This window comes from Roseomonas fluvialis, from assembly GCF_022846615.1.
In the GTDB taxonomy this organism is placed as follows: Bacteria; Pseudomonadota; Alphaproteobacteria; order Acetobacterales; family Acetobacteraceae; genus Neoroseomonas; species Neoroseomonas fluvialis.
In genome coordinates this window covers 1096026-1122423 of sequence record NZ_AP025637.1, presented here as the reverse complement: position 1 = coordinate 1122423, position 26398 = coordinate 1096026, and the positions used below count along the sequence as shown (strand labels likewise).

Here is a 26398-nt window from a genome sequence, read left to right as displayed (position 1 = left end):
GCGCGGCGATTCTGGCGGCGGTGAACTGCAATCCCGAGGCGCGGGCAGTGCTGCGCCCGTGGGAGTGACCTGTCCCAAAAAACCCGCACGCGCAGGCGCCCGCGTGCGCATGCGGTTGCGGCCGTCCTTTTCGCTGGGCAGCCTCGCGCCATGCACCGAACATCGGCGTGTATATCCGCGGGTTAAGGTTCAGAACATGCCGACCGCCGCCAGCTCACCGCGGCGGAGGGGGGAGCGCCCGAAAGGAAGGAGCGTTTCAATGAATGACCCCGACCACGGCTTCCCGCTGCAACACCTGCGCCTTATGCGACGCGGACTGGCGGAGGCGATGAAGGACTCGACCGAGCCCCCGACCCATACGGAAGTCGCGACGCTCGCAGCGGTCCATCAGGCCATCGCAGCGCTGGAAGCGGTCATCGCCGAGCGAGCGCACGACCCGCGTTGAGCACCCCTCCGCCCCGCCCCCGACCCGCCAGCGACAATGGCAGCGCCTTCACGGGCGACGACGGCTCGCTGATGCTCGCCGCATACGAAGGCTGGCAGGCTGACGCGTATCGGCTGACGTTCGGCTGCGAAGGCGAGCACGGTTGCCAGCGGCGTACCGCCCTAGGCATCCGCCCGGCCATCGCGCGCTTCGGCCGCAGCATGACTGACCGCGGGATCGCCAAGCGCCTGCGATGCTCCGGATGCCGCGGCCGCAACATCGGCGTGCAGGTCACGACAGACACGCGCGGCACCGTCACCCGCGAGCGGGACGGGCCGGCGCCGGAGACGCGGGCAGACTTCGCCAGCCCTGCGTAATGCCTCGGTCACTACACGCGGCGATACTCACCCCATGACGCACGACCCCATCGCCGCGATGCGCCACCGCGCCCGCCACCACGCCGAGCAAGAGGCACGGGCCGAGCGTGAGGCCCTGGCCCGCCTGCTCACCGACCCCGCCTTGGTGCTCGTGACGCGGCGCATGGGCATATCCGACCTCGCCGCAGCCGCCACCACCGGGCGGATCGCAGCCGGGCCGATGCTGCGCCTACTGACGGCCGCAGCCGACCTCGCCGGGCAGGCGCGCGCGATAGCTAAGCGCAGCATCTAGGCGCCCCATCCCTCAGCGTGCATGGCACGCGTTATCGCACAGCGCACAGGTTGCACCGCAGCACGCGACGGTCCGTGTTCGTATCGTCACGGCTGCGACACCACGCCTGCCGGTTAGTGGCGGCGCCTATACGGCCGAATGCATAACCGCAGCATCGCAGTAGGCTTGTGGAGGCGTCGGTGTCGCAGTTGGTCGCCGGAGGTATTGTCGTGCTGGGGATCGTGGGCGTGTGGGTCTTGCTCCACGCCATCGGCAGCGCGCTCGCATGGGTTGCCCGGCGACAGGACCGGCGGGACGCCTAGGCCGGTGGTCGGCGCTGGCACTCAGCGTGTCGGTTTGCCCTATCGTTGACCGCCACCAAGCCGGAAACTCCCCCCAGCACGGCGGCGGCTGCGACCTCGCCCCCTGTCGGCGCGGAACCGCCGCACCAGGGTCCAATCTCCCGATAGCCCTCGGCCAAAAGGCGGTCTCGGCAGGCTCGGAATTGCGCCCCGTCTAGCGGGCCGCTGCCCTGTGGGCACCACCGACCAACGCCTTCCGCGTTTCTGAACTCAATTGCTGGCGCGTCCATGAGCCCGGCGGGTGGATGGTGATTGGCCACGCCGCACGCGCTCATCACGAGTAGCGACACAATGCCCAACGCCCGTATCCCGCCCTCCCGAGAACCTCGGCGAGGATACCGCGATCCGAACGCGGAACAACGCAGCTGCGGGGTCCGCATGGGGTCCGCAAGGATTTTCGAGGCTGTGGATAACTCGGCTGAGTGGTGGTGGGCGCCGTAGGATTCGAACCTACGACCCGCTGATTAAGAGTCAGCTGCTCTACCAACTGAGCTAGGCGCCCGCCCGGCCGGCCTGCGTGCCGGTTCCGAGGGGGGGCTGTTTAGCCGCCCCGCCGGTTTTGTCCAGCCCCTATGCGCGGGGCCGGCATCATTCCCGCATGGGTCCCATCTCGGCATCGCGATGCACATAGGCCGACAGCAACAGGCCGAAGCCCAGCATAACGGTCAGCATCGCAGAGCCACCGTGGCTGATCAGCGGAAGCGGCACGCCGCCCACCGGGATGGACCCGGTCACCATGGCCACGTTCACGAACACATACAGGAAGTAGTTGGTGCCGAGGCCGATCGCGAGCAGCCGTCCGAACTGGTGCCGGCTGCGGAAGGCCACGAGGTAGCAGAACGCGACCACCAGCATGAGCATCGTCAGCGTGGTCAGCGCGCCGACCAGGCCGAATTCCTCGGCGATCATGGTGAAGATGAAGTCGGTCTGCTTCTCGGGCAGGAAGTTCAGGTGCCCCTGCGTCCCCTGCAGGAAGCCCTTGCCCCACATGCCGCCGGACCCCAGCGCGATCTTGGACTGGATGATGTTGTAGCCGGCCCCGAGCGGATCGCTCTCGGGGTCGAGGAAGGTGGTGATGCGCGCACGCTGGTAGTCGTGCAGGCGTTCATAAGCGATCGGCGCGGCAATGGCGCCGGCCGCGATGCCGATCGCGAACTTCCACCAGCGCATGCCCGCCGCCCAGAACACGGCCGCACCCACCATGCAGGTGATCAGCGCCGTGCCGAGGTTGGGCTGTTTCAGGATCAGCCCGACCGGCACCAGCACCGCAATCGCCGGCGGAATGAGGAACAACGGATTGCCGATGCGTTCCCAGGATGCGCGGTGGAACCAGGCGGCCAGCGCCAGCACCAGCATGATCTTCATCAGCTCGGAGGGCTGCAACTGGATAGGGCCGATGTCGATCCATCGCTGCGCGCCCTTGCCGATATTGCCGTGCAGCAGCACCAGCACGAGCAGCGCCACGGCGCCGAGGTACCCGACCCACGCGAAGCGGGCGATCAGCTTGATATCGACCAGCGCGATGCCAAGCATCACGACTAGGCCGAAGCCGAAACGGATGGCGTGCTTCTGGGCATAGGCGTCAGGGTTGCCGCTGCCCGCCGACAGCAGCGCGACGTAGCCGACCGCGGCCACGCCGCACAGCAGCACCACGAAGGTCCAGGGGATCTGCCACAGTTTCTCGAGGATGCCCGCGCCACGGTCGCGGGTGAGAAGCCGACGTTCGAAGATCATCGCCCGGCCTCCGCCACGCGCTGGCCGGGGCGGGCCGGCCCGAGCCGCTGGAACGCCTCGACCAGGATGTCGCGCGCCAGCGGCGCAGCCGCGCCCGACCCGCTCGATCCGTGCTCGACGATGACCGACAGCGCGAACAACGGGTTGTCGTGCGGCGCGTAGGCCACGAACAGCGCGTGAGGCCGCCACTCGCGCGGCACCTGCGAGACGTTGAAGCCGCGCTCGCGCTGTTCGCGCGTCACGCGCCGGACCTGGGTCGTGCCAGTCTTGCCCGCCATCTGACCGTATTGCGACGGCAGCCGGGAGGCACCCGCGGTCCCGCCGCCGTTCACCACGGCCCACATCGCCTCGCGGATCAGGCGCATGTCGGCGTCCGGGATGCCAAGGCTCGGCCAATCCTCCGGACGGCTGCCGCGGACCGGGCGCCCGCCGATCGCGCGCGTCAGGTGCGGTTGCACCGCCCGCCCGGTCGCCAGCCGCGCGGTCATGACCGCGAGGGACAGCGGCGTGAGCTGGTAGAACCCCTGTCCGATACCGTGCACGATCGTGTCGCCGATCGACCAGGGCCTGCCCTGCGCCTGGCGCCAGCCGCGCGTAGGCATCAAGCCACGACGCGCGCCAGGCAATTCGATCTCGAGGTCCACGCCCATACCAAAGCGGTTGCCCATGGCGGCAATGCGGTCGATGCCGACCCGGCGCGCCATCTCGTAGAAATACACGTCGCAAGAGGCCATGATGGCCGTGCGCATGTTCATCCCACCATGGCCGTTGCGGTTGTGGCAGTGGAAGCGGTTATTGCCGAAATCGAGGTGCCCGGGGCAGGAGACGATATCGCCCGGCCGCGCCACGCGCGCTTCCAGCGCGGCGAGAGCGACGATCATCTTGAAGGTCGACCCAGGCGCGTAGAGCCCGTTGGTCGCCTTGTTGATCAGCGGCGTGGTGCGCGCCGCGGTCCATTGCCGCCACTGCGCGGCGCTGACGCCAGAATTGAAGATGTTCGGGTCGAAGGACGGCTTGGTGGCCATGGCCAGCACCTCGCCGTTGCGTGCATCCAGCAGCACGGCGGTGGTGCCCTCGTCGATCTTCGCGCGCACCGCCTTCTGCAGTTCGGTATCGACGCTGATCTGGACGTCCTGGCCCGGAATGCCCTCCCGGCGGTCGAGCTCGCGGATCACGCGGCCCACGGCATTCACCTCGACCTGCACGGCACCGGCGCGCCCCCGCAGGATGCGGTCGTGGTGACGTTCGACCCCCGCGCGGCCGACCCGGATGCCCGGCAGCTGCATCAGCGGGTCGTCGCCAGCATCGGCTTCCGCGGGCGCCGCCACGTAGCCCACCACATGCGCGAGGTGCTCGGTCTCCGGGTAGATCCGGGTGGTGCCCATATCGACCGAGATGCCCGGCAGATCGGGGGCATTGACCTCGATCCGCGCCATTTCCTCCCAGGTCAGGAATTCGCGCAGGATCACCGGCACGAAGCGGCGGTTGCGGCGGACCTCCCGTTCGATGCGGGTCTTCTCGTGGTCCCCGAGCGGCACGATCTTCGAGAAGGTTTCGAGCGTCGCGCCAAGGTCGGCGGTCTGTTCGGCGACCAGCAGCGCGCGCCAGTTCAACCGGTTGCCCGCCACCACCTTGCCATTGCGGTCGAGCACGCGCCCCCGCGGCGGGGCGAAGAGCCGGGCGCTGACGCGGTTCTCCTCGGCCAAGGTCGCGTAGCGCGCGCCTTCCTCGACCTGCAGCCGGTACAGGCGCGAACCCAGGAAGGCGAAGGCGCCGAGCTGGATCGTGCCGAGCACGGCCGCGCGGCGCGTGAAGATGCCGCGGCGGCGTTCTTCTTCCTTGCGGATGCTGCGCTCGCCGCCCAGCAGGCCGGGCCCACCCCACGGGCGCCAGGTCATGGCGCGGTCTCCGCCTGGCGCATGGCTTCGTGTACACGGGCGAGCACCAGCGCGATGGCGGGGTAGAGGCCTGCCGAGAGCATCGCGGCGTGCAAGGCCGGCCCGAAGGGCGCGACGCGCAGCGCCAGCAGCGCCTGCAGCGCCCAGAACAGGGCTGCCGCCAACAGCGCCGTGGCACAGAAGACAAGCCACACCATCAGGAAGGACTGCCGCACCAGGAAGCGCCGGAACCGCAGCGCCGCCCCATGCACCCCCAGCAGCACCAGCACACCTGCGCCCAAGGGCGCCAGCGTCAGCAGGTCCAGCAGCAGCCCGAGCGCGAAGATCACCGGTGGCGACATCGCCGCCGGCCGGAACACGGACCAGAAGAACACGCAAGGCAGCGTCGCGGCGAAAACCGGGGATGGCAGGCTGACCGGCGCGGCAGCGAGCACCATCAGGAACCCGGTCGAAAAGCCAGGGAAGGCGAGGCGTGCGAAGGCATCGAGCCGGCGCAGCAGCCCCGGCGCGGGCGCCGGGCGCCCCTGGGGCGGACGGAAGGGGGGGCTCACCATGGCCGCGGGGATCAGCGCCGGCCCGGGCGCGGTTCCGGCCGCGCCACCGATTCGGGCGGCAGGATGCCCCGCAACCCGTAGTCGAACAGCCGCACCGCATCGAGCCGGTCCAGCCGGGCGAACAGCTCGACCTCCGGCGCGCCTTGCGGCGAAACCCGCACCACGCCAACCGGCAGCCCTGCCGGGAAGGCGCCGGCCTCGGCGCTGGTCACGATGCGCTCGCCCTCGACCGGCATGACGCCCTCGGGCCAATGCGACAAGCGCGGGCGGGCGCCGTTGCTGCCGGCCATGATGGCGCGCGCCCGACTTGATTCGAGCGTCACGGGGATCCGGCTGTTCATGTCGGTGGCGAGCAGGACGCGGGCGGAACGACTGCCCACCTCGGTCACGCGGCCGACGAAGCCGCGTTCGTCCAGCGCGACCTGGCCCTTCCGGATGGCATGCTGCGGGCCGGTCGCGAGTAGAACCGCACGGGCATAGGTGCCGCCGCCATCGGCCACGACCCGGGCGGTCACGAAGGCGGGCGCCGCCTCGGGCAGGAAGTTCAACTGCCGGCGCAGCAGTTCGTTCTCGGATTCCAGCGCCAGAGCCGCGGCCTGCCAGCGGCGGAGGCGTTCATTCTCCTCGCGCAGGATGGCGTTCTCCTCGCGCAACTGGGCCAGCGCCTGGACTTCCTCGACCGCGTTGCGGACCGCGCCCATCGGTTCGGCCAGGGCCGCGTAGATCGGGGAGAGCGCATCGGCCAGGTGGCTGCGCAGGCGCTCGGCCAGCAGTGCATCGGCCTTGCCAAGCAGCATCACGCCGAAGGCTGCCGCGATCATCAGCGGCAGCGACAGCCTTGCCAGCGCCTGCCGGAGCGGAATGCTCAGCCGGATCACGCGAGCCAGATCCCCCTGCCTGCCCTGCCCAGGCCCCGCGGCCTGGGCCACGGGGCTGGACGGCCCATCAATACATCGAAGTCAGGACGTGGCGAAGCCGCTTGATGTCCTCGAGCGCACGACCCGTCCCCAAGGCGACGCAGGACAGCGCTTCCTCCGCCACCACCACGGGCAGCCCCGTCGCATCCCGCAGCACCTGGTCGAGCCGGTTCAGCAGAGCCCCGCCGCCGGTCAGAACGATACCCTTGTCGACGATGTCGGCGGCCAGTTCGGGCGGCGTGTTCTCGAGCGCGACCTTCACTGCCTCGACGATCTGCGAGACCGGTTCGTACAGCGATTCCGCGATCTGGCGCTGGCTGACGACCACTTCGCGCGGCACGCCGTTCATCAGGTCGCGGCCCTTCACCTCGGCCACTGGCCCTTCCTCACCATCCTCGGGCGGGGCGGCCGCGCCGATCTCGAGCTTGATCCGCTCGGCCGTGCTCTCGCCGATCAGAAGGTTAAACTGGCGGCGGATGTAGGAAATGATCGCCTCGTCCAGCTTGTCGCCGCCCACCCGGACGGAACGGGCATAGACGATGCCGCCCAGGCTGATCACCGCGACCTCGGTCGTACCGCCGCCGATGTCGACCACCATGGAGCCCGAGGGCTCGGTGACCGGCAGGCCGGCGCCGATCGCGGCCGCCATGGGTTCCTCGATCAGCAGGACGCGGCGCGCGCCGGCCGACTCGGCGCTCTCCTGGATGGCGCGGCGTTCCACGGCGGTGCTGCCGGAGGGCACACACACGATGATCATGGGCGAGGCGAACGAGCGCCGGTTATGCACCTTGCGGATGAAGTGCTTGATCATCTCCTCCGCGACCTCGAAATCGGCGATCACGCCGTCGCGCAGCGGTCGGATGGCGGCGATGTTGCCGGGCGTGCGGCCGAGCATGAGCTTGGCCTCCTCGCCGACGGCGAGCACCTGCTTGCGGCCGCGCAGGTCGGATATGGCGACCACGCTCGGCTCATTGAGCACGATGCCTCGGCCCTTCACGTACACAAGCGTGTTCGCGGTGCCGAGATCGATGGCCATGTCGGCAGACAGGAAGCCGAACAGGCGAGAGAACATGCGTACCAGACCTTCCGACGGGGCCGCGCAGCAGGCGGTGGAGGCCGAGGCCGCCGTCGCGACTGTTGGGGCTTGAGAGGACGGGGGGCTTTACCCCCCCCGGGGCCGACGCTCAAGACGGATTCCCCCGCAAGGGGGTGGGCCGCGTCAGGTGAAAGGCGGCACCGGCTTGACCTCGCCCGGGCACAGCCCGCCCAGGTGGTGCAGGACCGTGGCGCGATAGGGGTGGCCGGGCGGGTCGGCCAGGCGCACCTGCCCAACCTTCGCCCTGTTCGGCGCGACCACGTCACGCACATCGCAGCCCTCAGGCTGCATCCAGGCGGTGCCGATCGGCGCCGCCCGCGCTTGCGCCTGAGCAGTGCCGGCCGCCACGGATGCGCCCACCACCGCGCGGGGGCGCATCAGGCGCGCAACACGACGGGGGGTTCCGTGCGTTCGCGCTTCACCAGCAGCTTGTTGAGGGCGTGCACATAGGCGCGCGCCGAGGCGACGATGGTGTCGGTATCCGCCCCCTGCCCGTCCACCAGCTTCCCCGCTTCCTCGAGCCGCACGGTCACGCGGGCCTGGGCGTCGGTGCCGCCGGTAACCGACTGCACCGCGTACAGCTTCAGGTTCACCTCGTGCGGGAAGGCGTTGCGCAGCGCGTTGAAGGTGGCATCCACCGCGCCGTCCCCGGCGGCCACGCCGTCCCTGGTCTCGCCATCCACCTCAAGGCTGATGGATGCCGTCGGCTTCGTCGCCATGCCGGTCGCGACGGTCAGCGCGGTCAGCTTGATGCGGTCGTTGCCGCGGACGATCTCGTCATCCACCAGCGCGGCGATATCCTCGTCGTAGACAACCTTCTTGCGATCCGCGAGGTCCTTGAAGCGGCGGAAGGCGTCGTTGAGCTGGTTGTCGCCGACCTCGTACCCCATGCCCTTCAGCTTGTCGCGGAAGGCCGCACGGCCCGAATGCTTGCCCATCACCAGCGAGGTGTTGGACCAGCCGACGCTCTCGGGCGTCATGATCTCGTAGGTCGACTTGTCCTTCAGCACGCCGTCCTGGTGGATGCCGGATTCATGCGCGAAGGCGTTGCGGCCGACGATCGCCTTGTTGGGCTGCACGTCAAAGCCGGTGATGGTGGACAGCAGCTTGGATGTCTTGAGGATTCGTTCGGTGACGATGTTGTTTTTCGCCGCGATGGCGTCCTGGCGCGTGCGCAGCGCCATCACCACTTCCTCGAGGCTCGCATTGCCGGCACGTTCGCCGATACCGTTGATCGTGGATTCCACCTGGCGGGCGCCGGCGCGGATTGCGGCCAGGGTGTTCGCGACCGCCAGGCCCAGGTCGTTGTGGTTGTGCGTGGACAGGATGACCTTGTCCGCGCCCGGCACGCGGTCACGCACCATGGTGAAGATGCGCGTCATGTCCTCGGGCAGGGCGTAGCCGACCGTATCGGGAATGTTGATGGTGGTGGCGCCCGCCTTGATCGCTGCTTCCACGCAGCGGCAGAGGAAGTCGGGGTCAGTGCGCGTGCCGTCCTCCGCCGACCATTCCACGTCATCTGTGTGCTGGCGCGCCAGCGAGACGCTGCTGGTGACCAGGTCCAGCACCTGCTCCGGCTCGAGGCGCAGCTTGACCCGCATGTGCAGTGGGCTGGTCGACACGAAGGTGTGGATGCGCTTGCGCGCGGCCGGCTTCACGGCTTCCGCGGCGCGCAGGATGTCGGCCGGCGCAGTGCGCGACAGGCCGCAGACCACGGGGCCGTCCTTGGCGAAGTGCTGCGCAATGGACAGTACGCTCTCGAAGTCGCCGGGGGAGGCGATGGGGAAGCCGGCCTCCATCACGTCGATGCCGAGCTCCCACAGGGCCTCGGCCATGCGCAGCTTCTCCTCGAGGTTCATGGAGAAGCCCGGCGACTGCTCGCCGTCGCGCAGCGTGGTGTCGAAGATGATGATGCGGTCGTCGGCCAGGGTGCCGAAGGAGGGATGGGTGATGGCCATGTCAGGCGTTTCCTGTGTGGCGATGATGTGGATGTGCGCGTTCGATCCCAGGTTCCCCTGAGCGATGTCCGGCCGTGATCAGCCGGGCGTCACGCCCAGGGGCGATTAAGTCGAAGGAGAAGGAGGCCGAGCGGCGCGCGCGCGGCGACCGGGGCGGAGAGCCCAAGGGTCAGACCGGCGAAGATGGCGCGCGTGATCATCGCAAGGACGGGACACTACGGCGACCGCCCGCCCCTCGCAAGCAGCGATGTTGCCCGCCTGTCCGGCCACGGGCAGGCTGCGGGCAACAACAACCGGAGGAAGCCATGCTGCGCCGGATCGCGCTCGCGCTCGTCGCGGGTATTATTGCCACGCCCGCCCTCGCCCAGGACTGGGTGCCCGACCGCCCGGTGCGCATCATCCTGCCCTTCCCGCCAGGGGGCGCCACCGACCTGATCGCGCGCATCCTCGCCGACCGGATCAGCCGGACCTCGCCACACCCCTGGGTGGTCGAGAACCGCTCGGGCGCCAACGGCAACATCGGCATGGAGGCGGCCGCGCGCAGCACGCCGGACGGCTACACGCTGGGCGCCTGCACCATCGGCAACTGCGCCATCAACCCGGCCATCTACGCCCGCATGCCCTACGACATCGAGCGCGACCTCGTGCCGGTGTTCTGGAGCGGCAGCGTGATGAACGTGGTGGCGGTGCACCCGTCGGTGCCGGCCACCACGCTGACGGAGTTCATCGCCTGGGCGCAGGCGAATCGCGGTCGGGTGAACTACGGGTCGTCAGGCTTCGGGTCTTCGAACCACCTGACGCCCGAACTGCTGAACGGGCGGCTCGGCCTCGGGCTCGTGCATGTGCCCTTCCGGGGCGGCGCGCCGGCACTGCAGGCGCTTCTCGCCAACCAGGTGCAGGTGATGATCGAGAACATCCCCACCAAGATCCAGGCGATCCGCGCCGGGCAGATCCGCGCTATCGCCGTCACCGGCGGCCTGCGCGACCCGTCCCTGCCCGATGTGCCGACCTTCGCCGAGGCCGGCGTACCGAACATCGTGGTGGAGCCCTGGTTCGGCTACATGGCGCCGCGCGGCACGCCCGCGAACGTAGTGGCGGGGCTCAACCGCATGCTGAACGAGGCCAATGCGGACACCGACGTGCAGGCGCGGCTGCGCGGCCTGGGCGTGCGCCCCGAAGGCGGCACGCCGGCGCGCTTTGCCGAGCATGTCCGCTCCGAGATCGCGCGCTGGCGCGAGGTGGTGGAACAGAACCGCATCGAGAAGATCGAATAGCGAGTCGCCAACCGGGCGATCGCCCGCCTATTGCGACCGCCCCTCGCGTGTCAGTTCCGCGATTAGCGGGCGGAGCAGGCGTTCCTCCTCCGCCCAATAGGCAGCGAAGGCGTCGGCACCCCGGTAGGTGATGGGGATCGAGAGCGCGCGCATCCGCTCCTCATGCTCCGGCGATGTGATCGCGCGTTGCAGCGCGCTCGCGAGGCGGTCGCGCAGGTCCGGCGGCAGGCCGGCCGGCGCCACGAAGGCACGCGTCGACCCGGCGATGATGTCGAAACCCTGGGCACGGGCGGTCGGCACGCCCGGCAGGAACGGGCTTTCCTCGGCCGAGAGCACCGCCAGCGCGCGCACCGCGCCCTGACGCATCTGCCCGCTAGCGGTGCCGACCGCGAAGATCGCGGCTTCGGTCTGGCCGCCCAGCAGCGCGGTCAGCGCGGGCCCCGCCCCGTTGAAGTGCACCTGGTTGAAGCGCAGCCCGGCCATGCGCTGCAGCCGGATCGAGGCGAGATGCTCGTGCCCAAGCTGGCCGTTGTCGGACATGCGGAAATCATCGGGCCGCGCACGGGATGCCGCGACCAGGTCGGCCAGGCTGCGCAACGGGCTGTCGGCGCGCACGGTGATGGCGCCCGGGTCGGTCACATGCAGCGCGAGGGGCGTGAAGCTCTCCCGCGTGAAGCCCGCCTGGCGTGACGCGTCCAGGTAGAGCGTCGTGGTCTGCGGCCAGAGCCCGTAGCCGATGGTCAGCCCATCCGGCCGGGCCCGCGCCACCTGCGCCATGCCGATCTGGCTGCCCGCGCCGGGGCGGTTGAGAACCACCACCGGCATGCCGAGTTCGCGCTCCAGCGCCGGGGCGAGCGCCCGCGCACCGATGTCGTTCCCCCCGCCTGGCGGATAGGGGACGATCAGTTCGAGCCGCCGCCCGTCCTGCGCCCGCGCGCCCCGCGCGGCGAGCAGCAACGGAAGCGCGAGCGTCGCGCGCCGGCGCATCACGCGCCCACCGGCTTGAAGTCGTAGGTGCCCACGCCCTGCAGGATGGCGAAGCGGCAGCGCCCGCCATCCTTCCCGGTGACGCGATGCGCACGCTTCGAAGGCACCGCGTACATCTGGCCGGGGTCCAGTTCGACCGTCTCGGTCGGCGCGCGGGTCTCGATCACCATCGGGCCATCCATGCACAAGAAGGTGTCGGTCACCTCGCTGTGCCAATGCCAGGGTACTTCCTGCCCTGCCGCGAGCGTGAGGATCTGCATGCGCAGGCCCGGTGCCTCAGCGATGAGTTCACGCTTCTCGAGCGGATAGGACATGGCGGGGCCCCTTACGGCTGCGGTGGGTGCGTGGCCCACCAGTGGCGGGCGATGTCGGCGCGGCGGCAGACCCAGACGTCCTTCTCGCGTGCCACCCGCGCGAGGAAACGCTGCAGCGCCGCGGCACGCCCCGGACGGCCGACCAGGCGGCAATGCAGCCCGACCGACATCATCTTGGGCTGCCCGGCGCGACCTTCGGCGAGCAGCACCTCGAAGGCATCGGTCAGGTGGTGTTCCCAGCCGCCCGGGTCGCCGAAGCCCGGCGGCACCGCGTACTTCATGTCATTGTTGTCGAGCGTGTACGGTATGACCAGGTGCGGCTTGCCGGCGGCCGTCACGTAATGCGGCAGGTCGTCGTCATAGGCGTCGGAATCGTACAGAAATCCGCCGTACTCCGCGACCAGGCGGCGCGTGTTGGGGCTAATGCGGCCGGTGTACCAGCCGACCGGACGGCTGCCGGTCAGGCGTTCGATGGTCTCGACGCAACGCGCGATCTCGGCGCGTTCCGCGGCTTCGTCCATCCCGTGATAGTCGATCCAGCGCCAGGCATGCGACGCCACCTCGTGCCCCGCCGCGGCGAAGGCGCGCGCGGCCTCGGGGTTGAGTTCCAGCGCACGGCCGACGCCATAGACGGTGAGCGGAAAACCCTGCGCCGCGAAGGCCCGCAACACGCGCCAAACGCCGGCGCGCGCGCCGTATTCGAACTGCGATTCCACGGTGCGGTTGCGTTCGCCCAGCACGGGTGAGCCGCCCGGGACTTCATGCAGGTAAAGCTCGCTGCCGGCATCACCGTTCAGCACGGTGTTCTCGCCGCCCTCCTCGTAGTTCAGCACGAAGGAAAGGGCGACCTTCGCCCCGCCCGGCCAGCGCGGGTCGGGTGGGCTGGGGCCGTAGCCCAGGAAGTCACGGGGGTAGTCGGTCTCGGCGGCGAGCATCGTCATGGCGCCGAGGCTGCCGGATGCGCGCGGCCCCGGTCAATCCAGCGTCCTTCGGGCGCCAGGCACTGACCCCGTCGGTGGGATCGGCGCCGAGTTCCTCGAAGCCCGCGGTCACGGCCCTCCGGACGGTGCGACTTCGCGGCATGACGGCTGCGCCGCCATTCGGCACGCCGTATTCGAGCGGATGCCCGCGCGCTGGCGCGGGGGCGTCAACGCCCCCCGGCGGCCAGCGCCGCTGCAAGACCGACCGGCGGGCTCGCCAGCGGCTTGCGGCCGCGCGCCAGCGCCACCGCACCGGACATGCTGGCCTGGGCGAGCGCGACCTCCGTCGCGCCGTCGGCGAAGGCGCCGTCGGCGGCCGCGGCGACGATGGCGTGGTAGCGGGCAGTCTCGCCGGCGCGGAAGGCAGCCCAGGCGTTCGGCACGAGCCGCACGTCGATCGTCGCGCCGGTCCGCGCGGCCGCCTCGGCGAAGATCGCGCGCGTCGGCTCGACGGTGGTCTCGACCGCGCAGAGCACGATCACCGTGCCGCCGCGCCGCGTCGCCGTATCGGCCAGCGCAGCATCCACCCGGAGCACGGGGACCGCGCCGCGCGCGATCGCAGCGCCGGGCCCGATGGTCGAGCAGGTGAGCAGAACGGCATCAATCCCGGGCGTGGCCAAGGCCTCCAGCGCGGCCGCGGTGCGCTGGGCGATCTCGGGCGTGAGGCCGCCCGAGGCCTCGGCGTCCTTGAGAAGATCCTCGCGCAGGACATGGGTCAGCTGCGCCTCCGGCGGGCAGGCCGCGTCGAAGACCGCGATGTTCCCTGCGGCCGTATGCAGGCACGCGATGGTCGTCACGCTCACACCCCCGCAAGCGCGAAGGGCGGCAGCCTGCGCCACCGCCCCCGACGTGGCTCAGTTCTTCGCCTTGTCGACCAGCTGGTTCTTGCTGATCCAGGGCATCATCGCGCGCAACTTCGCACCGACTTCCTCGATCGGGTGCTCGGCCAGGCGGCGGCGCGTCGCCTTGAAAGACGCCTGGTTCACCTTGTTCTCGAGCATCCAGTCGCGCGCGAAGCGGCCGGATTGGATGTCATCGAGCACGCGCTTCATCTCGGCCTTGGTCTCGGACGTGATGATGCGAGGGCCGGTGACGTATTCGCCGTACTCGGCGGTGTTGGAGATCGAGTAGTTCATGTTGGCGATGCCGCCCTCGTAGATCAGGTCGACGATCAGCTTCACCTCGTGCAGGCACTCGAAATACGCCATCTCGGGGGCGTAGCCGGCTTCCACCAGCGTCTCGAAGCCGGCCTTGATCAGTTCGACCAGGCCACCGCACAGGACGGTCTGCTCGCCGAACAGGTCGGTCTCGCATTCCTCCTTGAAGGTGGTCTCGATCACGCCCGAACGCCCGCCGCCGATGGCCGACGCATAGGACAGCGCGATCTCGAGCGCATTGCCCGACGGGTTCTGGTGGACGGCCACCAGGCAGGGCACGCCGCCGCCCTTCTGGTATTCGCCGCGCACCGTGTGGCCGGGGCCCTTCGGCGCGATCATGAACACGTCGATGTCCGGGCGCGGGTCGAGCAGGTTGAAGTGCACGTTGAGGCCATGCGCGAAGGCGATCGCGGCACCCGGCTTCATGTTGGCGTGCAGGTGGTCGCGGTACAGGTCGCCCTGGAGTTCGTCGGGCGTCAGCACCATCACCACGTCGGCCCAGGCCGCGGCCTCGGCCGGGGTCATCACCTTGAAGCCGGCGGCCTCCGCCTTCTTCCAGGACCCGCCCGGGCGCAGGCCGATCACCACGTCCTTCACGCCGGAATCGCGCATGTTCATCGCATGCGCATGGCCCTGGCTGCCGAAGCCGATGACCGCGACCTTCCGGGCCTTGATCAGGTTCACATCCGCATCGCGGTCGTAGTAGACGCGCATGATTGCGCTCTCCCTTCTTCTACAAATCGTCCAACAGGTTCAGTTCAGTCCGCGCGGCCCGCGCGCGATCGCCACCGCGCCGGTGCGCGACACCTCGACCAGCCCGACGGGGCGCATCAGCGCGCAGAAGGCGTCGATCTTGTCGGCATTGCCGGTCATCTCGAAGACGAAGCTCTCGGTGGTGGCGTCGACGACGCGGGCACGAAACGCGTCCGCCAGGCGCAGCGCCTCCATACGGTGCTCGCCCTTGCCCACCACCTTGATCAGCGCCAGTTCGCGCGTCAAATGCGGGCCCTCCAGCGTGAGGTCGCTGACCTTGTGCACCGGCACCAAGCGATCGAGCTGCGCCTTGATCTGGTCGATCACCATCTCGGTGCCCGACGTCACGACCGTGATGCGGCTGACGCGCCCCGTCTCGTCCACCGGCGCGACCGTCAGGCTGTCGATGTTGTAGCCGCGGCCGCTGAACAGGCCGATCACACGGGCCAGCACGCCGGCCTCGTTCTCCACCAGCACGGCGATGGTCGCCGCGCGCTGCGCGTTTCCTGCTTCCGACATGTTCGTAGCCTCAGACCAGGACCTTGCCTTCGTCGGTGACGCCCTTGACGCCACCCTCCTGCTCAGGCCCGAGGATCATCTCGTTGTGCGCGGCGCCCGACGGGATCATCGGGAAGCAGTTCTCGTCCTTCGCCACCGCGATATCGGCGATGACGGGGCCGGGATAGGCGATCATTTCGCGGATGCCGGCGTCGAGATCTGCCGCGTCGGTCACCCGGATGCCCTTGGCATGGAAGGATTCCGCCAGCTTCACAAAGTCGGGCAACGCCGAGGAATAGCTCTCGGAGTAGCGGCCGCCATGCAGCAGTTCCTGCCACTGGCGGACCATGCCCATGTATTCATTGTTCAGGATGAAGACCTTCACCGGCAGGCGGTACTGCGCGAGCGTGCCCATCTCCTGGATGTTCATCAGGATCGAGGCCTCGCCGGCGATGTCGATGCACAGCGCATCCGGATGCGCGATCTGCACGCCCATCGCCGCCGGCAAGCCATAGCCCATCGTGCCGAGCCCGCCGGAGGTCATCCAGCGGTTTGGCTTGGCGAAGCCGAAGTACTGCGCCGCCCACATCTGGTGCTGGCCGACCTCGGTGCTGATGAAGGTCTCGCGCCCGAGTTCCTGCGTGATCTCGTAGAGCCGCTTTACCGCGTGCTGCGGCTTGATGATCTTGCCTTCCTGGCGGTAGCGCAGGCAGTCCTTGGCACGCCATTCGTCGATCTGGCGCCACCAAGCGGTCAGCACATGCTTGTCCTGCGGCGCTTCTTCGGACTTCCAGCATTCGATCATCGCGGCCAGCACGCGTCCGGCATCGCCCACGATCGGCACCTCGACCGGCACGTTCTTGTTGATCGAGGACGGGTCGATATCGACGTGGATCTTCCGCGAATTCGGCGAAAAGGCATTGAGCCGCCCCGTCACGCGATCGTCGAACCGCGCACCGATGTTCAGCATGACGTCGCAGCCATGCATCGCGAGGTTCGCCTCGTAGGTCCCGTGCATGCCGAGCATGCCGACGAACAACGGATCGCCCGCCGGATAGGCGCCGAGCCCCATCAGCGTGTTCGTGCAGGGAAAACCCGTCATGCGCACGAATTCGACCAGCAGGCGCGAGGCCTCGGGCCCGGAATTGATCACGCCGCCGCCGGCATAGACGATCGGCCGCTTGGCAGCCTTCAGAAGGCGCACCGCCTTTCGCACCTGATCCATGTCGGGCTCGGTCTGCGGGCGATAGGACCGGTGCGCGGCGACCGGCGGCTCGGTGTAGGGCGCCTTGTTGATCAGGATGTCCTTGGGCAGGTCGACCACCACGGGGCCGGGCCGGCCGGACTTCGCCACATAGAAGGCCTCGTGCATGACGCGCGCGAGGTCACCCGACTTCTTGACCAGGTAGTTGTGCTTGGTGGCCGGGCGCGTGATGCCGGTGGTGTCGGCTTCCTGGAAGGCGTCGTTGCCGATCAGGTGGGTCGGCACCTGGCCGGTCAGGCAGACGATCGGGATCGAATCCATCAGCGCGTCCACCAACCCTGTCACGGCGTTGGTCGCGCCAGGGCCGGAGGTGACCAGCACGCAGCCCACCTTGCCGGTCGACCGCGCATAGCCCTCGGCCGCATGCACCGCGGCCTGCTCATGCCGCACCAGGATGTGGCGGATGGCGTTCTGCTGGAACAGCGCGTCGTAGATCGGCAATACCGCGCCGCCGGGGTAGCCGAAGATGACCTCCACGCCCTGGTCCTTCAGCGCGCGCAGTACGACCTCGGCGCCTGACATGGTCAGGGCGGCGTCGGTGCTGGCGGGCTTGATGGCGGCGGACATCGGTCGGTCATTCCTTGCAAACGGCACCGCCCGCGGGGTTCTCCCGCGGGCGTGGCGGTTCCTTAGACCCGCCGCCGAAGGGCGTCAATGCATCCGATCAACAAAAGACAAGATTCCCGCCCTATCGCTTTCCGATAATTGCGCGATGCCCGCAATCCGCGCATGGATCGTATGCACGCGCGGCGTATCGGCCAGCGGATGGTGCCGGAACCAGGTCGCCTGCCGCTTGGTGTATTGCCCGGTGTTCAGGATGGCCCGACGCGAGGCGTCCTCGGGCGTCATCCGCCCCGCCAGCATCGCCGCCAGTTCCGGCACGCCATGCGCGCGCATCGCCGGCAGGGCCGGATCCAGGCCCTGCTCCGCCAGCGCGCGGACCTCCTCGATGGCGCCTGCCGCAAGCATGGCCGCCCAGCGCGTCGCGATCGCCGCGCGCAGAGCCTCGCGCGGCGGATCGATCAGGATGGTCGCGAAGCGCCAAGGCGCCGGCCCGGTCCCGCCCCCCGCCTGCCAGGCCACGAGGCCACGCCCGGTGCCGTGCCAGACCTCATAGGCGCGGGCGACGCGCTGGCTGTCCGAAGGGCGCAGGCGAGCGGCGGTGTCGGGATCGACCTCGGCAAGCCGCGCATGCAGGGCCGCCGGGCCATGTGCGGCAAGCAACCGCCGCGCCTCCTGCCGCGCCCGTGCCGGCACCGGTGGGATGTCAGTCAGCCCCTGCACCAGGGCGGCGAAATACATCCCGGTCCCACCGCACAGGATGGGCAGGCGGCCCGCGGCGCGCGCCCGCGCCATCTCGGCCAGCGCGGCGCTGCGCCACCAGGCGACGCTTGCAGCCTCCGCCGCCGGCCGCACGCCGTAGAGGCCGTGCGGCACGCGCGCTTCTTCCTCCGGTGTCGGGCGCGCGGTCAGCACGCGCAGTTCGCGATACACCTGCATGCTGTCGGTATTGATCACCGTGCCGCCGAGACGTTCCGCCAGCGCCAGCGCCAGCGCCGACTTGCCGCTGGCGGTGGGGCCCGCGACCAGCAGGGCGGGCGGTTGATCGACGGTCATGGTGCGGGCATACCGCGGCCCGCATGGACCATGTTCTCACCCTGATCGCGCCGCCGGGCGGCATCTCCACCGCGACGCTGCACGCCGCACGGGATGCGCTGGCCGCGCTCGGCGCCGCCACCGGCACGCCGGACTGGCTGGCGCCGGACGAAGCGGCCGACCTGCCCTTCAGCGGCCTCGCGGCCGAGCAGGCGGATGCCGCCGCGCGCGTGGCACTGGCGGGTGCAGCGGTCGACATCATCGCCCAGGCCTCGGCAGGCCGGCGCAAGCGCCTGCTGATCGCCGACATGGACAGCACCATCGTCACCACCGAGACGCTGGACGAACTCGCCGGTCAGGCCGGCATCAAGGACCGCATCGCCGCCATCACGAAGCGGGCGATGAATGGCGAACTGGATTTCGAAGGCGCCCTTCGCGAACGCGTCGGCATGCTGGCCGGCCTGCCGGTCGAGGCCATGCAGCGCACCTGGGAAGAAACCGAATTGATGCCCGGGGCGCGCGAACTGGTTGCGACCATGCGGGCGAACGGCGCGCGCTGCGCGCTGGTCTCCGGCGGCTTCACCTTCTTCACCGGCCGCGTCGCGGCGCTGGTGGGTTTCCACGAACATCACTCCAACACCCTGCTGGAGGCGGAGGGCCGCCTCACCGGCCATGTCGCCGACCCGATCCTCGGGCGCAACGCGAAACTCGTGACATTGAAGCGCCTGGCGGCGGAGGAAGGCATCGGGCTCGACGCCACGTTGGCGGTAGGTGATGGCGCCAATGACCTCGACATGATCCAGGCGGCGGGTCTGGGCGTGGCGTTCAGGGCAAAGCCGGTGGTCGCGGCCGCGTCGCGCGCGCGCGTCGATCACGGCGACCTGCGCGCGCTGCTGTTCGCGCAGGGCTACCGCGTGGGTGAATTCGCCGCGGGCTGAAGCCGCCAGCCGGGGGCCAGCACCCACCGGTCGTTGAAGCGCTCCAGCAGGTCGCGCGCCGGATCCATCCCCGCACGGGCGCGTGCCAGCGCGGCATCGTCGCCCAGGACGTAGAAGGTGCGCGCTTCGTGCGCGCCGCGTTCCAGCAGGCCCGCCACGCGCGCATTCACTGCCTCCACCGCGCGCGGATCGAGCCGTGCAAGGTACACGGCATCGGTCTGCAACTCGAGCGTTGCGGCATAGACCGCGACCTCCTCCCAGTTCGGCGCCTGCATGCCGGTGGGCACAACCCGCACGAAGTCGTAGCGCCGGGCCGCCTCCAGCCAGAACGGATCGGACAGGCGCAGCGACACGGTGGGCGGCTGAACCACGAAGTAATGGTGCAGCCGCGCGAATCCCGGGCGCAGGTCGACCGCCTGCAGCATCAACCCGGCGAGCAGCACGAAACCCGCGCGTCGGCCGAGCCTGCGCACCAACGCCACCGCGGCACCGAACAGCGCGGCGTAGAGCACCGGCCAGAAGAAGCGCTCCGAGGCACGCAACGCATCGGCACGGGAGACGATCCAGTCCGGCAGCGGCAGCACCTCGAATTCCCGCCCGCCGATCGCCACGCGATGCGTCACGGCGAGCATCAGCAGCCCCGCCAGAACCAGCAGCAGCGCCCAGTGCCGCCGCAGCGCGCCGCGCGGCCCGGTCGCCCAGGCCAGCGCGCCCAATCCGATAACCGCGAGCGCGCCGAGCCCCGGATAGGAATTGCCGGCCTCGAGGTGCCCCGCGGTCTCGATGTCCGGCAGCAGCGCACCCCAGTAGCCGCGGTCGAACGGGGCAAGCAGGTCGAGTTGCATCTTCCCGTACCCGCCCCAGGTCCCCCCGAAGCCGCCCCCGAGCAGGAAGAACCCGCCCGCCCAAAGGCCCGCGATCCCGGCGGCCGGCACGCTCAGCGCCTCGGCGCCGGCCAAAGCAGCGCGCCGCCGGTCTCGATCCGCCGCGCGCGCAAGCCAATCCGCCGCCCAGAGCGCGCCCACCATGGGCAGGATATAGGCCTGCACCATCGCCGCCGCGGCCATCAGCAACGCCCAGGCAATGGCGCGGCGCACCCCCTGCCCCGGCACCACGCACAACCAAAGCCCAACCAACAACAGGAACTGCCCGCCCAGTGCGAAATGCCCACCGAGCCGGCCCAGCAGCAGCGGCTGCATCACGAACAGGCCCGCAACCGCCAGCCGCGCGAGCGGGTCCGCGGTGGCGCGCCCCATGAGCAGCCATGCCATGACCGCCTGCAGAGCGCCGCAGGCGTAGATCCACAGGCCCCAATACTGCGAGACCTCGACCAGCGGCCGCAGCGCCTTGAAGGCAAAGGCGACCAGCGGGATCGCATCCGCGTAGAAGACCGACGACGCCAGCTCCATGCCCCAGCCGGGATTGGCGCCTGGCGGGACCCGCCATTCGTCGCGCGCGAAGGCGGTCCAGCCGAGCCAGTACTGCACCGGGTCGGGCCCGATGCGGCCCGACAGCATCCAGCCCGTATCCGATGGCGGCAGGATGAAGCCGCCGAAGGCGCTGTGGATGACCAGCACCCCAAGGGCCGCTGCCGCGAAGCCGCCGATGACGGATGCGACCCGCGGCATCAGATCGGCAGGCCGAAGCCGCGCGCTTCCCCGCCCTGGCCCGACGCTTCAAGCCAAGCAGGCGCGGTCCGCGCCGGGGCCGAGCCGGAAGGCCGCTCAGCCAGGCGCGCCGCGCTCGCCGCGCAGGCGCAGCGGCACGAAGCGCTGGCCACCGGCACCCTCCACCGCGAACAGCGCGACGGCGCGGTTCTGCTGGCGCAGCCGCGCGATGCGCTCCTGCACCTCGGCGGGAGTCGCGACACGCTCCTGCTGGACCTCGACGATCACGTCGCCGGGGCGCAGTTCGCGCTCCGCCGCGGGGCTGTTCGGCGCGACCTCGACGATCACGACGCCGCGCTGCTCGGCGCGCAGGTTGAAGCGCTGGCGCAGTTCATCCGTGATGGGCGCGACGCGCAGGCCAAGGCCGGCGAGTTCCACCGGCTGCGCCGGCGCGGGCGCGGCGGGCGCCGCACCGGCGGCCTGCGCCTGCTCGGCGGGCAATTCGCCGAGCGTGATGGTCACCGTCTCCTCCTTGCCATCGCGCCACACCACGACGGGAACCTGCGTGCCCACCACGTTGTCCGCCACGATGCGCGGCAGGTTGCGCATCTCGCGAACCTCGGCGCCGTTGAAGCGCAAGATCACATCGCCGGACCTGATACCGCCCTCGGCCGCCGGCCCGCCTTCCTGCGCACGCGCCACCAGGGCGCCGCGCGCGCCGTTGGGCAGGCGCAGCGCCTCGGCGATCTCGTCCGTGACCTGCTGGATGTTCACGCCGAGCCAGCCGCGGCGCACGCGCCCGCCGTCGCGCAGCTGCGCCACGATGCGTTGGGCCAGGTTCGACGGGATCGAGAAGCCAATGCCGATCGACCCGCCTGAGGGCGAATAGATGGCCGTGTTGATGCCGATCACCTGGCCGGCCATGTTGAACAGCGGACCGCCGGAATTGCCGCGGTTGATCGCGGCGTCGGTCTGGATGAAGTCGTCGTACAGGCCCTGACGGATGTCACGCCCGCGCGCCGAGACGATGCCCGCCGTGACGGACCCGCCGAGGCCGAAGGGATTGCCGATCGCGATCACCCAGTCGCCGACCAGCGCCTCGTCCGAATTGCCCCAGGGCACGGCGGTCAGCGGCTTATCGGTGCGGATGCGCAGCACCGCGATGTCGGTGCGCGGGTCGGTGCCCAGCAGCTCGGCGCGGATCGAGGTGTTGTCGGACAGGATGACGTTGATCTCGTCCGCCCCGTCGATGACGTGGTTGTTGGTCACCACGATGCCCTGCTGCGCATCGATGATGAAGCCGGAGCCGAGCGACTGGCCGCGGCGTTGCGGGCGCTGCTGCGGTCCGGTGCCTGGGCCCGGCGGCGTCGGCGCGCCTTCCTGGCCGGGCGGACGGTTGCGGTTGAAGAAGTCGCGGAAGAATTCCTCGAAGGGGCTGCCCGGCGGCGCCTGCGGCACGTCCGGGGCATCCGGGCGGCCGGGGCGCGCCTGGACCGCCTGGGTGGTCGAGATGTTGACCACGGCCGGGAGAAGCTGGCGCGCGAGCGGCGCGAAGCTCTCGGGCGCGCGTTGCGCGACGGCATCGGTTGCGAGAGGAGCGACCGCCAGGACGGCGGCGAAGGCAAGGACGGCGAAGCGCACGGCGGAGCACCTCAAGAAACGGGACTTCGGGACATGTGGCACCCGCAGCGGCGGGCGTAAGCGGGCATCATGCAACTTATCGGCCGGCGGCGCACCCCGAACCGGGTCACAGCCCGTTCAACAGCCAGGCGACCGACACGCCGACCAACGCCGCAACCAGACCACCGATCCGAAGCCGTTGCTCCGAGGCCTGGATCAGGACGACCAGGCCGCGGCGCATCGCCTCCGGCGCCAGCGCGTAGGCAATGCCCTCCAGGGCGAGCACGACGGCCACGCCCTGGAGGAGGCCCGTGAAGGTCACTGCGGCGTCGCAGCGGGTGCCGTCGTCGGCGTCGGGGGCGTCACGGGCGTGCCGGGCAGCGGCTGCAGGCGGCCGCCGCTGTCGCGGAAGAAGCGGAAAAATTCCGATTCCGGCGTCATGACCATGCGCGTATTGCCCTCGGAGAAGGCCTCCCGATACGCCTGCATCGAGCGCCAGAACTGGAAGAAGTCGAGGTCCTTGCTGAAGGCTTCCGCGACGATGCGGATGGCTTCCTGCTCGCCCTGACCACGCAGGATGTCGGACTGGGCCTGCGCCTCCGCGATCAGCACGGTGCGTTCGCGCTCGGCGCCGGCGCGCACGCGTTGGCCGATTTCGGCACCCTCGGCGCGGGCTTCGCGGGCCACGCGCTCACGCTCCGACTGCATGCGCGACAGGATCGCCTGGGTGTTCTCCTCCGGCAGGTCGGCGCGGCGGATGCGCACGTCCACGACCTCGATGCCGAACTGACGCGCTTCGGTGTTCACCTGGTTGCGGATTTCGCCCATGATCCGCGTGCGGTCGGTGGACAGCACCGACAGCAGCGGCTCGTTGCCGAGCACACGACGCAGCGACGACGAGACGATCGAATTCAGCCGGCCGCGAATGCCGCCCTCGGTCGCACCGACCGTCCGGTAGAATTCCAGCGGGTCGGTGATGCGATAGCGGGTGAAGCTGTCCACGATCAGGCGGCGCTGGTCGCCCAGGATCACTTCCTCGCCGGGCGCGTCGAAGTCGAGCAGCCGGCGGTCGAAGGTGATGACCGACTGGATGAACGGCAGCTTGTAGTGCAGCCCGGGCTCGTTGATGACGCGGATCGGCTGGCCGAACTGCGTGATGAGCACCTGCTGCGTCTGCTGCACGGTGAACAGCGTGGAGGCCGCCGTCACGACGATGACGGCGAGCGCCGCGATCGCGGCAATGGTGCGGTTCATCGCGGCACTCCCTGCGAGCGGCTTTGCACGACGCCCGGGCCCTGAGGCACCGCGGGCAGCGGCTGCGGCCGCGTGTTCGGCAACCCGCCGCCCTGCGCAGGCCTCGGAATCGCAGCGCCATCGCCGAGCGGCAGGAAGGGTACGATCCCCTGCAGGCGGTCATCCACCAGGATGGTCGGGTTGCGCCGCAGGATCTCCTCCATGGTTTCGAGGTACATGCGCCGGACAGTCACGTCGCCCGCGGCCTGGTAGGCGGCGAGCACCGAATTGAACCGCGCCGCCTCACCGCGGGCGCGAGCGATCTGGCTTTCGCGGAAGCCCTGGGCTTCCTGGACCACGCGCTCGGCTTCGCCGCGGGCGCGGGGGATGATGTCGTTCCGGAAGGATTCCGCCTCGTTGCGGGCACGCTCGCGGTCGGCATTGGCGCGCTGCACGTCACGGAAGGCGTCGATCACCTGGGACGGCGGGTCGACCTTCTGCAGCTGCACCTGCACGATCTCGATGCCGGCGCGGTACTGGTCCATGATGGCCTGGGTGCCGCGGCGCACATCCTGTTCGATCTGCGCGCGCGCCTCGGTCAGGGCGGGCTGGATCGGGGTGCGGCCGATCACCTCGCGCATCACTGATTCGGCGGCCGACTTCACGGTGCTTTCCGGATTGCGGGTGTTGAACAGGAATTCCTCGGCATCGCGGATGCGCCAGAACACCGCGACGTCGATGTCGATGATGTTTTCGTCGCCGGTCAGCATCAGGGACTCGGCCAGCACGTCGCGCGCCGGCGGCACACGGCCGGTCACGATTGGCGCATCGGCGGCGCCCACGAAGCCGATATCGACGCGGTTGATGCGCGTCACGCGCGGCGTCGTTGCGGATTCGATCGGCCACGGGATGTGGTAATTCAGGCCCGGCGGCACCGCGCGGTCGAAGGCGCCGAAGCGCATCACGACGCCCTGTTCGTCCGGCTGCACCCGGAAGAACCCGGACGCGGCCCACACCAGCACCAGCACCAGGCCGAGCAGCGCCGCGCCCTTCCCGCCGCCGCGCGGCAGGTAGCGGCGCACCGCGTCCTGCGCCTGGCGGATCATGTCATCGAGGTCGGGGCCCCTGCCGCTACCGCCGGGACCGGTCGGTCCGCCACCGCCACCGGGCGGCGGGGGCGATCCCCACGGCCCACCCGGCCGCGGGTTCCCCCAGGGACTCTGTCCGCCACTGTTATTCCAGGGCATGCGACGATCGGCCTCCAACACGTGAACCAGTGGTGACGTCTTGCCCGTCGCCTGCCATTGAAGGATGCAGGAAGGGCGGCGCCCGACCATATGGACGCTGGCCGGGCACCGGGGAAGTCGCCTTGTTCTGGGGCACCCTCGCCGGCCGGTCGGATATTGTCCAGGAACGAGGGCTTTTCAAGCGATGGGTGACTCTCTGGCGGCAGCGGTTTCCGCCGCGCTGCGTGCGGTGAAGGACCCGGCGACGGGCAAGGACGTGGTCTCGGCCGGCATGGTGCAGGGCCTGGTGGCGCGCGACGGGCTGGTGCAATTCAGCTTGGAGGTGCCGCGCGAACGCGCTGCGCAGATGGAACCGCTGCGCGCCGCAGCCCAGGCCGCGGCCGCCGCGGTGCCCGGCGTGCTGAACGCGACCGCCGTGCTGACCGCGCACCGCACCGCGGCACCGCAGCCGGCCACGCCGCGCCAGGCGGCGCGCGCGCCCTCCGGCCAAGGCCCGATGCTGCTGCCGGAAGTCGGCGCCATCGTCGCCGTCGCTTCCGGCAAGGGCGGCGTGGGCAAGTCCACCACCGCGGTGAACCTCGCGGTGGCGCTGGCCATGCAGGGGCTACGCGTCGGGCTGCTGGACGCCGACATCTACGGCCCCTCCCTGCCGCAGATGCTCGGCACGCGGGAGAAGCCGCGTGCCAGCGGGAACATCATCACGCCACTGTCGCGCTGGGGCCTCAAGGCCATGTCGATCGGCTTCCTGGTCGATGAGGAGACGCCGATGATCTGGCGCGGTCCCATGGTGATGGGCGCGCTCGAGCAGATGATGGGCCAGGTGGAGTGGGGCGCGCTCGACATCATGGTGGTGGACATGCCGCCGGGCACCGGCGATGCGCAGCTGACCATGTCCCAGCGCGTGCCGCTGGCGGGTGCGGTGATCGTGAGCACGCCGCAGGACGTGGCGCTGCTGGATGCCCGCCGCGGCGTGCGGATGTTCGAGAAGGTGAACGTGCCCGTGCTCGGCGTGATCGAGAACATGTCCTACTTCTGCTGCCCGAACTGCAACCACCGCACGGACATGTTCGGCCACGGTGGCGCCAGGCGCGAGGCTGAACGCCTGGGTGTGGAGTTCCTCGGCGAACTGCCCCTGAAGCTCGAGATCCGCGAACTGGCGGATGCCGGCACGCCGATCGTCACCGCCCGCCCGGACAGCCCTGAAGCCGCAGAATACCGACGCATCGCGGCCCGCGTCTGGGAGAAGGCGCGTGCCGCGACGCAGGCCGCACCGGCCATCGTGGTCGACTGACTCCCGCTTTCGCGTCCGCCGACAACCGCGCTAAACCGACCCGCCCCG

The 26398-nt window shown here is 70.0% G+C and carries 26 protein-coding genes and 1 tRNA gene; 6 read left to right on the top strand and 21 right to left on the bottom strand.

Features of this window, described 5'->3' with window-relative positions; translation table 11 throughout:
• The first annotated feature begins 259 nt into the window (after nucleotides 1–259).
• The 3 genes from MWM08_RS05510 (at nucleotide 260) to MWM08_RS05500 (ending at nucleotide 1093) form a co-directional block, all read left to right on the top strand.
• Nucleotides 260–445 carry a hypothetical protein gene (locus MWM08_RS05510; RefSeq protein WP_244458466.1) on the top strand — a complete coding sequence of 62 codons (186 nt, stop codon included), beginning with the start codon at nucleotides 260–262 and terminating at the stop codon, nucleotides 443–445.
• A gap of 71 nt (nucleotides 446–516) precedes the next feature.
• Entirely contained in the window at nucleotides 517–801 is a 285-nt protein-coding gene (locus MWM08_RS05505; protein ID WP_244458465.1) for a hypothetical protein, read from the top strand.
• Between the two features lie 34 nt (nucleotides 802–835).
• The gene (locus MWM08_RS05500) at nucleotides 836–1093 is read left to right on the top strand and encodes a hypothetical protein (protein WP_244458464.1); all 258 of its coding nucleotides are present in this window, start codon (nucleotides 836–838) and stop codon (nucleotides 1091–1093) included.
• A gap of 767 nt (nucleotides 1094–1860) precedes the next feature.
• On the opposite strand, the gene MWM08_RS05495 is transcribed toward MWM08_RS05500, so the two are convergent.
• The 8 genes from MWM08_RS05495 to MWM08_RS05460 all read right to left on the bottom strand — a co-directional run bounded on the left by MWM08_RS05495 (nucleotide 1861) and on the right by MWM08_RS05460 (nucleotide 9591).
• Nucleotides 1861–1936 (bottom strand) — tRNA-Lys (locus MWM08_RS05495).
• Between the two features lie 86 nt (nucleotides 1937–2022).
• A complete protein-coding gene (rodA, locus tag MWM08_RS05490; RefSeq protein ID WP_244458463.1) occupies nucleotides 2023–3168 on the bottom strand; it encodes a rod shape-determining protein RodA in 1146 nt (381 codons plus the stop codon).
• Nucleotides 3165–5066 carry a penicillin-binding protein 2 gene (gene mrdA / locus MWM08_RS05485; protein WP_244458462.1) on the bottom strand — a complete coding sequence of 634 codons (1902 nt, stop codon included), beginning with the start codon at nucleotides 5064–5066 and terminating at the stop codon, nucleotides 3165–3167. Before mrdA ends, rodA begins: the two co-directional genes overlap by 4 nt.
• Entirely contained in the window at nucleotides 5063–5620 is a 558-nt protein-coding gene (locus MWM08_RS05480; RefSeq protein WP_244458461.1) for a rod shape-determining protein MreD, read from the bottom strand. Before MWM08_RS05480 ends, mrdA begins: the two co-directional genes overlap by 4 nt.
• A gap of 11 nt (nucleotides 5621–5631) precedes the next feature.
• A complete protein-coding gene (gene mreC, locus MWM08_RS05475; protein WP_244458460.1) occupies nucleotides 5632–6498 on the bottom strand; it encodes a rod shape-determining protein MreC in 867 nt (288 codons plus the stop codon).
• Between the two features lie 67 nt (nucleotides 6499–6565).
• Entirely contained in the window at nucleotides 6566–7609 is a 1044-nt protein-coding gene (locus MWM08_RS05470) for a rod shape-determining protein (protein WP_244458459.1), read from the bottom strand.
• A 147-nt stretch (nucleotides 7610–7756) separates the two neighbouring features.
• A complete protein-coding gene (locus MWM08_RS05465; protein WP_244458458.1) occupies nucleotides 7757–8011 on the bottom strand; it encodes a hypothetical protein in 255 nt (84 codons plus the stop codon).
• Entirely contained in the window at nucleotides 8011–9591 is a 1581-nt protein-coding gene (locus MWM08_RS05460) for a 2-isopropylmalate synthase (RefSeq protein WP_244458457.1), read from the bottom strand. Before MWM08_RS05460 ends, MWM08_RS05465 begins: the two co-directional genes overlap by 1 nt.
• Nucleotides 9592–9896: 305 nt before the next feature.
• On the opposite strand from MWM08_RS05460, the gene MWM08_RS05455 reads away from it, so the two are divergent.
• On the top strand, nucleotides 9897–10865 hold the full coding sequence (locus tag MWM08_RS05455) for a Bug family tripartite tricarboxylate transporter substrate binding protein (protein ID WP_244458456.1): 969 nt from the start codon (nucleotides 9897–9899) through the stop codon (nucleotides 10863–10865).
• Nucleotides 10866–10892: 27 nt separating this feature from the next.
• On the opposite strand, the gene MWM08_RS05450 is transcribed toward MWM08_RS05455, so the two are convergent.
• The 8 genes from MWM08_RS05450 to miaA all read right to left on the bottom strand — a co-directional run bounded on the left by MWM08_RS05450 (nucleotide 10893) and on the right by miaA (nucleotide 18435).
• Nucleotides 10893–11852: a tripartite tricarboxylate transporter substrate binding protein gene (locus MWM08_RS05450; protein ID WP_244459908.1), complete on the bottom strand. Its 960-nt coding sequence runs from the start codon at nucleotides 11850–11852 to the stop codon at nucleotides 10893–10895.
• On the bottom strand, nucleotides 11852–12166 hold the full coding sequence (locus MWM08_RS05445) for a cupin domain-containing protein (protein ID WP_244458455.1): 315 nt from the start codon (nucleotides 12164–12166) through the stop codon (nucleotides 11852–11854). The genes MWM08_RS05450 and MWM08_RS05445 overlap by 1 nt, the downstream gene beginning before the upstream one ends.
• An 11-nt stretch (nucleotides 12167–12177) precedes the next feature.
• Nucleotides 12178–13107, bottom strand: coding sequence for an allantoinase PuuE (gene puuE, locus MWM08_RS05440; protein WP_244458454.1), 930 nt, complete (start codon nucleotides 13105–13107; stop codon nucleotides 12178–12180).
• A gap of 206 nt (nucleotides 13108–13313) precedes the next feature.
• A complete protein-coding gene (locus tag MWM08_RS05435) occupies nucleotides 13314–13943 on the bottom strand; it encodes an aspartate/glutamate racemase family protein (protein ID WP_244458453.1) in 630 nt (209 codons plus the stop codon).
• Nucleotides 13944–14000: 57 nt separating this feature from the next.
• Entirely contained in the window at nucleotides 14001–15017 is a 1017-nt protein-coding gene (gene ilvC, locus MWM08_RS05430; protein WP_244458452.1) for a ketol-acid reductoisomerase, read from the bottom strand.
• Nucleotides 15018–15056: 39 nt separating this feature from the next.
• On the bottom strand, nucleotides 15057–15575 hold the full coding sequence (gene ilvN, locus MWM08_RS05425) for an acetolactate synthase small subunit (RefSeq protein ID WP_244458451.1): 519 nt from the start codon (nucleotides 15573–15575) through the stop codon (nucleotides 15057–15059).
• Between the two features lie 10 nt (nucleotides 15576–15585).
• Nucleotides 15586–17385, bottom strand: a complete 1800-nt coding sequence (locus MWM08_RS05420; protein WP_244458450.1) for an acetolactate synthase 3 large subunit — start codon at nucleotides 17383–17385, stop codon at nucleotides 15586–15588.
• An 84-nt stretch (nucleotides 17386–17469) separates the two neighbouring features.
• Entirely contained in the window at nucleotides 17470–18435 is a 966-nt protein-coding gene (gene miaA, locus MWM08_RS05415; protein WP_244458449.1) for a tRNA (adenosine(37)-N6)-dimethylallyltransferase MiaA, read from the bottom strand.
• Between the two features lie 23 nt (nucleotides 18436–18458).
• On the opposite strand from miaA, the gene serB reads away from it, so the two are divergent.
• Nucleotides 18459–19352, top strand: a complete 894-nt coding sequence (gene serB, locus MWM08_RS05410; protein WP_244458448.1) for a phosphoserine phosphatase SerB — start codon at nucleotides 18459–18461, stop codon at nucleotides 19350–19352.
• Here serB and MWM08_RS05405 read toward each other — a convergent pair.
• The 5 genes from MWM08_RS05405 to hflK form a co-directional block, all read right to left on the bottom strand.
• On the bottom strand, nucleotides 19322–20980 hold the full coding sequence (locus MWM08_RS05405) for a DUF6311 domain-containing protein (RefSeq protein WP_244458447.1): 1659 nt from the start codon (nucleotides 20978–20980) through the stop codon (nucleotides 19322–19324). The genes serB and MWM08_RS05405 overlap by 31 nt on opposite strands.
• 96 nt (nucleotides 20981–21076) lie before the next feature.
• Nucleotides 21077–22600: a DegQ family serine endoprotease gene (locus MWM08_RS05400; protein ID WP_244458446.1), complete on the bottom strand. Its 1524-nt coding sequence runs from the start codon at nucleotides 22598–22600 to the stop codon at nucleotides 21077–21079.
• Nucleotides 22601–22706: 106 nt separating this feature from the next.
• On the bottom strand, nucleotides 22707–22874 hold the full coding sequence (locus MWM08_RS05395) for a DUF2065 domain-containing protein (protein ID WP_279323235.1): 168 nt from the start codon (nucleotides 22872–22874) through the stop codon (nucleotides 22707–22709).
• 23 nt (nucleotides 22875–22897) lie between these two features.
• Nucleotides 22898–23833, bottom strand: a complete 936-nt coding sequence (gene hflC, locus MWM08_RS05390; RefSeq protein ID WP_244458445.1) for a protease modulator HflC — start codon at nucleotides 23831–23833, stop codon at nucleotides 22898–22900.
• Nucleotides 23830–24918 (bottom strand): FtsH protease activity modulator HflK, encoded by a 1089-nt coding sequence (gene hflK / locus MWM08_RS05385; protein WP_423816012.1) that lies wholly within the window; start codon nucleotides 24916–24918, stop codon nucleotides 23830–23832. The genes hflC and hflK overlap by 4 nt, the downstream gene beginning before the upstream one ends.
• A 325-nt stretch (nucleotides 24919–25243) precedes the next feature.
• Here hflK and MWM08_RS05380 point away from each other — a divergent pair, with 325 nt between their 5' ends.
• A complete protein-coding gene (locus MWM08_RS05380) occupies nucleotides 25244–26350 on the top strand; it encodes an Mrp/NBP35 family ATP-binding protein (protein WP_244458443.1) in 1107 nt (368 codons plus the stop codon).
• Nucleotides 26351–26398 lie beyond the last annotated feature (48 nt).

Bases quoted from the DNA above. Each gene is read 5' to 3' on its own strand.
- serB (WP_244458448.1), top strand. From the start codon at position 18,459: ATGGACCATGTTCTCACCCTGATCGCGCCGCCGGGCGGCATCTCCACC.
- ilvN (WP_244458451.1), bottom strand. From the start codon at position 15,575: ATGTCGGAAGCAGGAAACGCGCAGCGCGCGGCGACCATCGCCGTGCTG.
- mrdA (WP_244458462.1), bottom strand. From the start codon at position 5,066: ATGACCTGGCGCCCGTGGGGTGGGCCCGGCCTGCTGGGCGGCGAGCGC.
- MWM08_RS05450 (WP_244459908.1), bottom strand. From the start codon at position 11,852: ATGCGCCGGCGCGCGACGCTCGCGCTTCCGTTGCTGCTCGCCGCGCGG.
- MWM08_RS05455 (WP_244458456.1), top strand. From the start codon at position 9,897: ATGCTGCGCCGGATCGCGCTCGCGCTCGTCGCGGGTATTATTGCCACG.
- MWM08_RS05470 (WP_244458459.1), bottom strand. From the start codon at position 7,609: ATGTTCTCTCGCCTGTTCGGCTTCCTGTCTGCCGACATGGCCATCGAT.
- MWM08_RS05405 (WP_244458447.1), bottom strand. From the start codon at position 20,980: ATGCCGCGGGTCGCATCCGTCATCGGCGGCTTCGCGGCAGCGGCCCTT.
- hflC (WP_244458445.1), bottom strand. From the start codon at position 23,833: ATGAACCGCACCATTGCCGCGATCGCGGCGCTCGCCGTCATCGTCGTG.
- puuE (WP_244458454.1), bottom strand. From the start codon at position 13,107: ATGACGATGCTCGCCGCCGAGACCGACTACCCCCGTGACTTCCTGGGC.
- MWM08_RS05380 (WP_244458443.1), top strand. From the start codon at position 25,244: ATGGGTGACTCTCTGGCGGCAGCGGTTTCCGCCGCGCTGCGTGCGGTG.
- rodA (WP_244458463.1), bottom strand. From the start codon at position 3,168: ATGATCTTCGAACGTCGGCTTCTCACCCGCGACCGTGGCGCGGGCATC.
- MWM08_RS05420 (WP_244458450.1), bottom strand. From the start codon at position 17,385: ATGTCCGCCGCCATCAAGCCCGCCAGCACCGACGCCGCCCTGACCATG.
- MWM08_RS05510 (WP_244458466.1), top strand. From the start codon at position 260: ATGAATGACCCCGACCACGGCTTCCCGCTGCAACACCTGCGCCTTATG.
- MWM08_RS05445 (WP_244458455.1), bottom strand. From the start codon at position 12,166: ATGTCCTATCCGCTCGAGAAGCGTGAACTCATCGCTGAGGCACCGGGC.
- MWM08_RS05465 (WP_244458458.1), bottom strand. From the start codon at position 8,011: ATGCGCCCCCGCGCGGTGGTGGGCGCATCCGTGGCGGCCGGCACTGCT.
- ilvC (WP_244458452.1), bottom strand. From the start codon at position 15,017: ATGCGCGTCTACTACGACCGCGATGCGGATGTGAACCTGATCAAGGCC.
- MWM08_RS05500 (WP_244458464.1), top strand. From the start codon at position 836: ATGACGCACGACCCCATCGCCGCGATGCGCCACCGCGCCCGCCACCAC.
- MWM08_RS05505 (WP_244458465.1), top strand. From the start codon at position 517: ATGCTCGCCGCATACGAAGGCTGGCAGGCTGACGCGTATCGGCTGACG.
- miaA (WP_244458449.1), bottom strand. From the start codon at position 18,435: ATGACCGTCGATCAACCGCCCGCCCTGCTGGTCGCGGGCCCCACCGCC.
- MWM08_RS05480 (WP_244458461.1), bottom strand. From the start codon at position 5,620: ATGGTGAGCCCCCCCTTCCGTCCGCCCCAGGGGCGCCCGGCGCCCGCG.
- MWM08_RS05460 (WP_244458457.1), bottom strand. From the start codon at position 9,591: ATGGCCATCACCCATCCCTCCTTCGGCACCCTGGCCGACGACCGCATC.
- hflK (WP_423816012.1), bottom strand. From the start codon at position 24,918: ATGATCCGCCAGGCGCAGGACGCGGTGCGCCGCTACCTGCCGCGCGGC.